The 548-nt window shown below is 40.1% G+C and carries 1 pseudogene; it reads left to right on the forward strand.

Annotation, left to right across the window (positions count from 1 at the left end):
• A pseudogene (locus tag R7093_RS27435) lies at positions 1 to 274 on the forward strand (response regulator); the annotation flags it as partial.
• Positions 275 to 548 lie beyond the last annotated feature (274 nt).

Genomic DNA, 548 nt, shown 5'->3' on the forward strand with positions numbered 1-548 from the left:
GAAGTCGATTTCTACCTCCTCAATCACACCGCACTTTGATCGCTACTTTCAACTGCACGACCTTCTTCCTCACTCTAAGAAAATCTGTTTAGCGATTGTGAGGTTAGCCTCACTTCGCCCATTTGAGTATCGCGGCGAATACGCAATTTATCGTAAGCTCGAGCATTGTGACCGTGTAATACGAAACTTGTGTGATAACCGAGAATTACAATCCATTAAATACAACAACATGTATCAATATGCGAAACAGAACATCACGGTCAGCAATGGATGAATTAACGTTTTCTGTTTGTTAGTTTTCTGTCAGGGCATGTTTTTACACAATTTTCTCATCGTTAAGTGTTTCAATGGCTGCCGCCAACATTCCAAAAAATAAGACACTGATTTTCATTTTTGGAAAGAGTCATTTTCCTTCCTCTCAGCAAGGTTTTTCCTACAATCCTACTCATCCAATCGAGCTGTTGCCTGACAGCGTACTAGTTGAAATATTAGATGAGGTTCACTTTGAATAACGTTCTTATTATCGACGACCAGCCATTGTACAGCGA

The sequence above is a fragment of the Vibrio sp. 1580 genome, from assembly GCF_033340055.1.